At 47.7% G+C, this 8337-nt stretch carries 8 protein-coding genes, 1 tRNA gene and 1 rRNA gene; all 10 read right to left on the bottom strand.

The genetic code is table 11. From position 1 onward, the window contains the following. Nucleotides 1-383: 383 nt before the first annotated feature. The 10 genes from trpA to rrf all read right to left on the bottom strand — a co-directional run bounded on the left by trpA (nucleotide 384) and on the right by rrf (nucleotide 8336). A complete protein-coding gene (gene trpA / locus EHT87_RS31080; protein ID WP_124910708.1) occupies nucleotides 384-1199 on the bottom strand; it encodes a tryptophan synthase subunit alpha in 816 nt (271 codons plus the stop codon). Between the two features lie 76 nt (nucleotides 1200-1275). Then, the gene (gene trpB / locus EHT87_RS31075; protein WP_124910707.1) at nucleotides 1276-2478 is read right to left on the bottom strand and encodes a tryptophan synthase subunit beta; all 1203 of its coding nucleotides are present in this window, start codon (nucleotides 2476-2478) and stop codon (nucleotides 1276-1278) included. A 155-nt stretch (nucleotides 2479-2633) separates the two neighbouring features. Continuing rightward, complete coding sequence (locus EHT87_RS31070; RefSeq protein ID WP_124910706.1) at nucleotides 2634-3281, bottom strand: phosphoribosylanthranilate isomerase; 648 nt, start codon at nucleotides 3279-3281, stop codon at nucleotides 2634-2636. Further along, entirely contained in the window at nucleotides 3278-4102 is an 825-nt protein-coding gene (gene trpC / locus EHT87_RS31065; RefSeq protein WP_124910705.1) for an indole-3-glycerol phosphate synthase TrpC, read from the bottom strand. The genes EHT87_RS31070 and trpC overlap by 4 nt, the downstream gene beginning before the upstream one ends. Nucleotides 4103-4171: 69 nt before the next feature. Further along, complete coding sequence (trpD, locus tag EHT87_RS31060) at nucleotides 4172-5161, bottom strand: anthranilate phosphoribosyltransferase (RefSeq protein ID WP_124910704.1); 990 nt, start codon at nucleotides 5159-5161, stop codon at nucleotides 4172-4174. Nucleotides 5162-5187: 26 nt separating this feature from the next. Further along, nucleotides 5188-5862: an SAM-dependent methyltransferase gene (locus EHT87_RS31055; protein WP_124910703.1), complete on the bottom strand. Its 675-nt coding sequence runs from the start codon at nucleotides 5860-5862 to the stop codon at nucleotides 5188-5190. Continuing rightward, nucleotides 5859-6425 (bottom strand): anthranilate synthase component II, encoded by a 567-nt coding sequence (locus tag EHT87_RS31050; protein ID WP_124910702.1) that lies wholly within the window; start codon nucleotides 6423-6425, stop codon nucleotides 5859-5861. Before EHT87_RS31050 ends, EHT87_RS31055 begins: the two co-directional genes overlap by 4 nt. Nucleotides 6426-6437: 12 nt before the next feature. Beyond that, nucleotides 6438-7880 (bottom strand): anthranilate synthase component I family protein, encoded by a 1443-nt coding sequence (locus EHT87_RS31045; RefSeq protein WP_124910701.1) that lies wholly within the window; start codon nucleotides 7878-7880, stop codon nucleotides 6438-6440. A gap of 182 nt (nucleotides 7881-8062) precedes the next feature. Then, a tRNA-Pro gene (locus EHT87_RS31040) sits at nucleotides 8063-8136 on the bottom strand. An 88-nt stretch (nucleotides 8137-8224) separates the two neighbouring features. Beyond that, nucleotides 8225-8336: ribosomal RNA gene (gene rrf / locus EHT87_RS31035) — 5S ribosomal RNA — on the bottom strand. Nucleotide 8337 lies beyond the last annotated feature (1 nt).

Genomic DNA, 8337 nt, shown 5'->3' with positions numbered 1-8337 from the left:
ACAGTTGTGCTGTTATGTCGTCGAATTGGTTGTTTTGGTACTTCTGTCCACTACGTCAAAGAACACATTTCCCCGTTGGGAAACTGGTGACTGAAGATCCCGAAAAAGGGGTGTTTCAATCGGTATGCTATTTCTACTTAACTCTTTCCCCGATTTGGGACTGCAAAGGTAACGGTTGTTTTTAAGAATGCAAAGAAAAAATAAAAAATATTTTTAGACTGGTTTCTTTGCCTGGGCTTCTTAAGTGGCTACTAACCAACTTGTTAGCATCCGTTTCGTTACGGCCTTTCCCCGATTTGGGACTGCAAAGTACCGCATTTTTTCCCCCATTGTCAAGACCTCCCTCGAAAATAAATGTAGAATACTTTCTACAGTACTGACTATTAGACCGTAAGGGCTGAATTTATTTTTTCCTGTGCTTCCGGGAACCGGATTGAACGGATAAAATCATGGATCGCTGCTGTCTTATTTCTCTGATTTTCTTCCAGCAAACGGACAAAAGCACTGCCTATAATAGCTCCATTGGCATACTGACTGGCTGTATGAAAGGTGGAATAATCTTGTATTCCGAAGCCGATCAGACGCGGATTTTTTATCTTCATCGCTTCGATCCGGCTAAAGTAGGCTTTCATTTCGTCGGTGATCCCTTTTTGCGAGCCTGTCGTGCTGGCCGATGAAACCATATAAATGAATCCATTGGTTAGCTGATCAATCTGCCGGATCCGGTTTTCAGTGGTTTGGGGCGTTATCAGAAATATGTTTTGAATTCCATACTGTTCGAATATGTGTTTGTAATCGCGTTCGTACACATCAATCGGAAGATCCGGCACAATGATTCCATCGACTCCAACCTCGGCGCATTTTTGGCAAAAAGCTTCCACACCAAACTGAACGACTGGATTTAAATACCCCATCAATAAAATAGGAACCTGTACTTTCTGCCGAATTCCCTGAAGTTGCTCAAACAGAATCCGCAATGACATCCCGTTGTTTAGGGCTTTCTGATTGCTTTGCTGAATGGTTTCTCCGTCAGCGACCGGGTCGGAATACGGCATTCCGATCTCAATCAAGTCGACACCGGCTTCCTGCAACGTCTCCAAAATAGGCGCCGTGTCGTGCAACTGGGGAAAACCGGCGGTGAAATAAACGTTCAGAATCTGTTCGGATTTCTTTTGAAACAATTCAGTAATGCGGTTCATGGCGGTATTTTTTAGGAAATGGAATGCTTTCCCACCAGCTCTTACCTGGCGGAACAGTAAAGTATAGGAGTGATGGTTATTGGGGAAGACGAGTCGTGTAGGCGGCTAAATCTTTATCGCCACGTCCGGAAAGACAAATAACCACGGTTTCGTCCGGGCGCGCTTTTAATTTTGGTAAACAGGCTAACGCGTGTGATGACTCCAAGGCCGGAATGATTCCTTCCAGGCGACTTAGCTCGAAGGCTGATTCCAGGGCTTCTTCATCCGTAATGGCATAAAACCAACCGCGGCCGGACGCAAACAAATGAGCGTGCAACGGACCAATACCGGGGTAATCCAACCCGGCTGAGATGGAATACGGTTCAACCACCTGACCGTCTTCCGTTTGCATCAGGATGGTACTGCTTCCGTGTAAAATACCGGGTTTACCCAAAGCGGTCGTAGCGGCAGAATGACCGGACGCGACACCCTGACCAGCGGCTTCGGCGGCAATGAGTTTAACCGACAGTTCGTCCAGATAATGATAAAAAGCCCCGGCGGCATTACTTCCTCCACCCACGCAGGCAATGACATAATCCGGATTGGCCTGACCGGTTTTTTCCAGCAACTGCTTCCGGGTTTCTTCGGAAATAATGGACTGAAAACGGGCCACCATGTCGGGATAGGGGTGCGGCCCAACAACCGAACCGATCACGTAATGCGTATCAACCGGGTTGTTGATCCAGTGGCGCATGGCTTCGTTGGTCGCATCTTTGAGGGTTTGGCTTCCGCTCGTGGCCGGAACGACCTTGGCCCCCAGCATCCGCATCCGGTCGACGTTGGGTTTCTGGCGTTCCATGTCGATGCTACCCATATAAACAATACACTCCAGACCCATCAGCGCGCAAACCGTTGCCGTAGCAACGCCGTGCTGGCCGGCACCGGTTTCGGCAACAATCCGTTTTTTACCCAATCGCTGGGCCACCAGAATCTGGCCGACGGTGTTGTTCACTTTATGAGCACCGGTATGACAAAGGTCCTCCCGTTTCAGATAAATCGTTGTATTGTAAGCGGCTGACAGACGCCGGGCGTGAAAAAGGGGCGTTGGACGACCGACATAATCCGTTAATAAATCCCGCCATTCCTGTTGAAAAGCCGGATCGGTAATAATAGACAGATAGTTTTGACGCAGTTCCTCTACGTTTGGATAAAGCATTTCCGGAATGAAGGCGCCACCAAATGTGCCGTAGTACCCCCGTTCGTCGACCTGAAAAGCTGATTTTACTTCTGTAGTTTCCATTGTACTCAAAAACAAGTATGCAGTAACTTTCTGATCGCAGCGATTTCCTTCAAGTCGTGCAATCTGTCGGTTACGATCTATTTAAATGAGGCAGAAAAGCCTGGAAGACGGCAAAATGCCGTCTCTAATAAGTATATAGTCTATCAATATGCGGATTAGGCTACGGTTTCTTCCTCTTCAATGGGTTTTAATCCGGTAATAATCGCTTTCACCAATTCAATGTCTTTCAGACCAGGACTCATTTCTACCTTGCTGTTGACATCAACGCCGTAGAGCTTCAGGTGTTTGAGTTTGTCCAGTTCGTCGAGGCTTTCTGCGTCAATACCGCCACTGATAAAAAACGGTTTGTCATTGTCGTACCGATTCATCAGGCTCCAATCGAACGAGATTCCGTTGCCGCCAAACTGATCGCCTTTTGCATCAAACAAAAAGAAATCGCAGGACGGTTTGTAATTGTTGAGCATGCTGAAGTTGAACGACTCGTCAACCGAAAACGCTTTGATGATGCTCACACCGCGGTTCCGCAGGTTCCGGCAGAAATCGGGCGTTTCGGTTCCGTGCAGCTGAACGTATTGCAGGTCGTACTTTTTCACGCTGCGCAGGATGTAATCCGGGCTGGCGTTCACAAATACACCCACTTTCTTGGTGCTGCGCGGAAACGACTTCAACAAGTCGGCGTCCAGATCTTCACCAACAAATCGGAGCGATTTGTCGTAAAAAATAAATCCCATAAAATCGGGTGCCAGGGCGAGCAAATCACGGATGTTGTCGGAATCCCGCATTCCACAGACTTTTACTTTCATACGATATATTGTTTTTGAGATAATGGATGCAACTGGTTCAATTCGTCGATTAATTGCTGCAAAGCCAAAGCCGGGTTGGCGGTTTTCATAAACGTCTCGCCAATCAGAAAACCCTGAAAACCGGCTTGTTTGAGAGAAAGAATGGATTCCGCCTGTTGTAAACCGCTTTCGGAAATTTTGACGAACGAATCCGGAATCAGTGAAGAAAGCCGCACGGACGTTGAAAGATCGGTCACAAACGTTTTCAGATTGCGGTTATTGACGCCCACCAGATCGACGGTTTCGGTCAGATGGCTGGCCAGTTCCTCTTCATCGTGAACTTCGAGCAGGACCTCCAGGCCCAAATCGTGGGCTACCTGGCTATACTCCTGAACTTGTTCGGGCGTCAGGCAGGCGGCAATGAGCAAAATAAAATCCGCCCCGATCGCCTTGGCTTCCACAATCTGGTATGGATCGATGATGAAGTCTTTCCGAATAATGGGGGTGGACGGATTGGCCTGCCGGGCCTGCATCAAATCGTCGGACGTTCCGCCAAAAAACGGCTCATCCGTTAAAACCGACAGGCACGCAGCACCGGCGCGGACGTAACCCGCCGTGGTTTCGGCCACCGGAACTTGGTCATTGATAATACCTTTGGAAGGTGATTTTCGCTTGAATTCGGCAATAATGCCCGACGAACCGGGTCGCCGAAGGGCGTCGTAAGCACTCAACGGCTGCCGGTTGAAAAGCGGTCGTTGTTCCAGCTCCCGTTGGGATACTACGGTTTTTTGATGGTCTACTTCTGTTCGCTTGCGCTTAATAATCCGTTCAAGTACGTCCATTCTATTCGTTAATCCGGTGGTATTGTACTTTATACTCTCTCTTCAAACCGATTTAATTCACTTTTGGCTTCAGGCAGCCAGTAATTTTTTAAGACTGTCCAACGCCCGTTTGCTTTCCAGCGACTCCCGCGCCAATTGAATGCCTTCCTCAGCGGTTTTGGCCCGTTCGGCGGCTACCAACGCCATAGCGGCATTTGCAACAACCGCATCGGTTTGGGCCGAGGTCGCTTCGTTGTTCAACACATTCATAAAAATACGGGCAGAATCTTCGACGGACTTCCCCCCGGCCAATTGTTCAGGCAACAGTTGGGGCAAGCCGATTTGATGCGGAGTCAGCACTTGCTCAGCGTGTGCGGTGATCGTCTTGAAGGCGCCGGTCAACGACACTTCATCATAGCCATCCAGAGCGTGTAGGATCATAAACCGCTTGGGCGTTTGCTGATAAAGATACGCATATAATCTCGCTAATTCAAGACTGAACACGCCGACGAGCTGTTTTTTCGGGAAAGCGGGGTTCACCATCGGCCCCAGAACGTTAAAAAATGTCTTTACACCCAATTCTTTCCGAATTGGTCCAACGTTTTTCATCGCCGGGTGAAAGAGCGGTGCGTGCAGGAAACAAATACCGGCGGTTTCGACTTTTTTCCGCAGCACATCGTAGTCGTTGGTAAACCGGTAGCCCAGAAATTCCATAACCGTCGAAGATCCGCACATCGACGAAACGCCGTGATTGCCGTGTTTCGTGATCCGCTGCCCGGCACCCGCCACGACAAAAGCCGACAAGGTTGAAATATTGAACGTATCCTTGCCGTCGCCACCGGTTCCGCACAGATCCATGACATCGTATTCCGACAAATCGACGGCCAGACACAATTCCAGCATCGCATCCCGAAACCCTTCCAGTTCCTCGACGGTAATACTCCGCATCATGTAAACCGTCAGAAAAGCGGCAATCTGCGAGGTATTGTATTGTCCGGTACTAATGCCAATCAACACCCGACGGGCTTCTTCTTTAGTAAGGGTTTTGTATTCAAACAGGTGATTCAGGATTTCTTTCATGGGTCAAGAGAAATAGGATGCGATCTTTATTTTTTGATGCGAAGCATTTGGTTGCCATTTTTCTGAAAATGATACGGTACATCTACCAGTTCGAATGAAAATCCGTTTTCCCAATAATGATCCGAAACGGCATTTACATACGGCGAAAGCTGACCGCTTAAATCCAACAACGGAAAAATCCGTACCTCATCGGCTACGCGTAACAATTCATTAATGGCCTGTTTATGAAATTCTTCCGACAAATGCGTCGAGTACAGAAACAGGAAATGCGAACAGAGCGCCAACTCAAACGACTGGTCGGGCAATGAAGTCAGTGGCAGGGATTCGGTCCGATAGCGACCTTGCAGCTTCCCGGTTTCGTAATCAGCCAGGAACAAATTCATCGACTTCATTCGCTGTTTACCCAAATCGTCGGCATCCCGAAAATCCGTCCAGTTATACTGAGCCGCATTGGTTCGGGTTTGCTCAACAACCGTACCGTACGTTTTCTCAATCTGGGCTGCAATTTCATCCGTCGAAAAAGCATAAACCGGATCGATCGAAACCACCGAATGTCCCAATGCCGTCATTTCAGCGTTAAAACTGGCCGGGCCATCACCAACGCCGAGGATAGTTTTCGTCAAATCGGCTTCGGTCAAATTGAACATGCGCCGGTATTCACCAAGCGATCGGCCCCAAGGAACGACAGAATCCAGCATCATGCGTTCAACCAGTTTTCCAGCATCTGTTTTCCGTGCTGAGTCAACACCGATTCCGGATGAAACTGCACACCCCGAACGTCGTATTTTTTGTGGGCCACGCCCATAACCCGGCCTGCTTCATCGACCGCCGTAACCGTCAGCTCCGCCGGAAGGCTTTCGGGAATGACCGTCCAGGAATGGTAGCGACCCACCAGCAATTCATGCGGCAATCCATTAAATAAGCGTTCGGTGCTATTTTCCACAAATGTCCGATGCGCCACACCGTGGTAGACATCCGTCATGTTTTCCAGCGTCGCGCCAAAAGCTTCGCTAATTCCCTGATGACCGAGACAAATCCCTAAAATGCTTTTGGTAGGTGCATACGTGCGAATAACTTCCAGCATAATTCCCGCTTCGGACGGAATTCCGGGTCCGGGCGATAGCAAAATTTTGTCATACGCATCAACCTCCTCAACCGTAATTTTATCATTGCGACGAACATCAACGGTATGTCCCAACTCGCGCAGGATGTAGACGAGGTTGTAGGTGAACGAATCGTAATTATCGATAACCAGCACTTTCATAAAACCGTTGTTTTAAATTGTTTCTGCCTGTTTCATGGCCGTCCGCAATGCCATCAATTTGTTATGAACTTCCTGTAATTCACTTTCCGGGTCAGATTTAGCCACAATACCCGCGCCGGCCTGGTAATGCAAGGTGTTGTTTTTGCTGAGGAACGTCCGAATCATAATAGCCTGATTGAAATCGCCACTGAAATCCATAAAGCCGATGCAGCCGCCGTAAAACCCACGACTCGTTTTTTCATACCGGTCAATCAGTTGCATGGCCATGTGTTTGGGTGCTCCCGACAACGTTCCGGCCGGAAACGTCTCGCCCACAATCCGCAGCGGTTTTGTGTTTTCATCCAGTTCACCCACCACTTTTGACACCAGATGGATAACGTGCGAGTAATATTGAACCTCTTTAAAAGTCTCCACTTTTACGGTTTTACAATTGCGGCTTAGATCATTTCGCGCCAGATCAACGAGCATGACGTGTTCAGCGGTTTCTTTCGGATCGTTATGGAGTTTTTGCGCCAGTTCCGCATCTGCTACATCATTACCCGTCCGGCGAAACGTACCGGCAATAGGATAGATAATCGCATTAGAGCCTTTAATGACAATTTGAGCTTCCGGCGACGAGCCAAATAATTTGTAATTGCCGTAATCAAAATAGAAGAGGTAAGGCGAAGGATTCAAGGACCGAAGCGCGCGGTACACGTTGAATTCATCACCCCGAAAAGCCGTAGAAAACTTGCGGGAAAGTACAATCTGAAATACATCACCCCGGTGGCAATGTTCAATTCCTTTGTGTATAATTTCTAAAAATTCCTGATCAGTAAAATTCGATTTTTCGTCTTGGGTAGTTTGAAAGGAATAGGCCGGGAAATTGCGGTTTTTAATCAGAGATTCGATGTAATCGAGGTTATCCGAAACCGGCTCCTGATCTTCTTCCGCATAGGAATGCTCAAAAAGATAGAGTTCGTCTTTAAAATGATTGATAGCAATGATGTAACGAAACGCCTGATAAACCGCCAGCGGGACGTCATTTTCGGCGCCAGTGGCTTTTAAGGAAATGTCTTCAAAAAACTGGACAGCGTTATAGCCAATGTGACCAAAAAGGCCGTTAGTTATAAAAGGGAAAGGAAACTTTTGATACTGGAAGCTGGCTCTGAAGTTTTCAATCTCAGCTAACAGATCATCTTTGGGTGCAATCTCCAAGGATGTTGAAGAGGCATTAGGATAGGTGATTTGGATAGATTGGCCATCAAATTCAAACTTCGAAACCGGGTCAAAACAGATGTATGAATAACTATTGTCGTTCCCGTGGTAATCAGAACTTTCCAACAGGATACTATTGACAAACTTATCTCTGATTCTCAGATAAATGCTAACTGGAGTTAACGTATCCGCCAGCATCTTGCGGTAAGTGCTGGTTACCTTAAATACCGATTTTTGATCTTCAGATGGAGCAATCATGATTGAAAGGTAGATGGTTAGAAAACAAAAAAAGCCCACTGGTTTGAACAGTGGGCTTTTGAAAGAACCAAAATATAGGTTTTACAAAGCATGCGCTGACTGTTCAACTTCAATTGAAGAAGAACGCCACCAAAGATTAGAAGATATCAATCCAAAACGCATGATTATCAAGTTTATATATGTCGGGGTGGCGGGATTCGAACCCACGACCTCTACGTCCCGAACGTAGCGCGCTACCGAGCTGCGCTACACCCCGATATGCAAAGGTAAACCTTTTATAAAAAATCAAAAAGAAAAAAGTATACCCATCTCTTTTTAAGGAGATGGGTACCTTATTAAATCTGTGGTGGCGGCAACCTACTCTCCCACCAGTGACGGCAGTACCATCGGCGTAACGGGGCTTAACGGCTCTGTTCGGTATGGGAAGAGGTGTTCCCCCGCACCCTTGCCACCATCC

This window comes from Larkinella knui, from assembly GCF_003858645.1.
GTDB lineage: Bacteria > Bacteroidota > Bacteroidia > Cytophagales > Spirosomataceae > Larkinella > Larkinella knui.
The sequence above is the reverse complement of the archived record's forward strand: the minus strand, read 5'-3'. Positions and strand labels throughout refer to the sequence as shown.

Bases quoted from the DNA above. Each gene is read 5' to 3' on its own strand.
- trpA (WP_124910708.1), bottom strand. From the start codon at position 1,199: ATGAACCGCATTACTGAATTGTTTCAAAAGAAATCCGAACAGATTCTG.
- trpB (WP_124910707.1), bottom strand. From the start codon at position 2,478: ATGGAAACTACAGAAGTAAAATCAGCTTTTCAGGTCGACGAACGGGGG.
- EHT87_RS31070 (WP_124910706.1), bottom strand. From the start codon at position 3,281: ATGAAAGTAAAAGTCTGTGGAATGCGGGATTCCGACAACATCCGTGAT.
- trpC (WP_124910705.1), bottom strand. From the start codon at position 4,102: ATGGACGTACTTGAACGGATTATTAAGCGCAAGCGAACAGAAGTAGAC.
- trpD (WP_124910704.1), bottom strand. From the start codon at position 5,161: ATGAAAGAAATCCTGAATCACCTGTTTGAATACAAAACCCTTACTAAA.
- EHT87_RS31055 (WP_124910703.1), bottom strand. From the start codon at position 5,862: ATGATGCTGGATTCTGTCGTTCCTTGGGGCCGATCGCTTGGTGAATAC.
- EHT87_RS31050 (WP_124910702.1), bottom strand. From the start codon at position 6,425: ATGAAAGTGCTGGTTATCGATAATTACGATTCGTTCACCTACAACCTC.
- EHT87_RS31045 (WP_124910701.1), bottom strand. From the start codon at position 7,880: ATGATTGCTCCATCTGAAGATCAAAAATCGGTATTTAAGGTAACCAGC.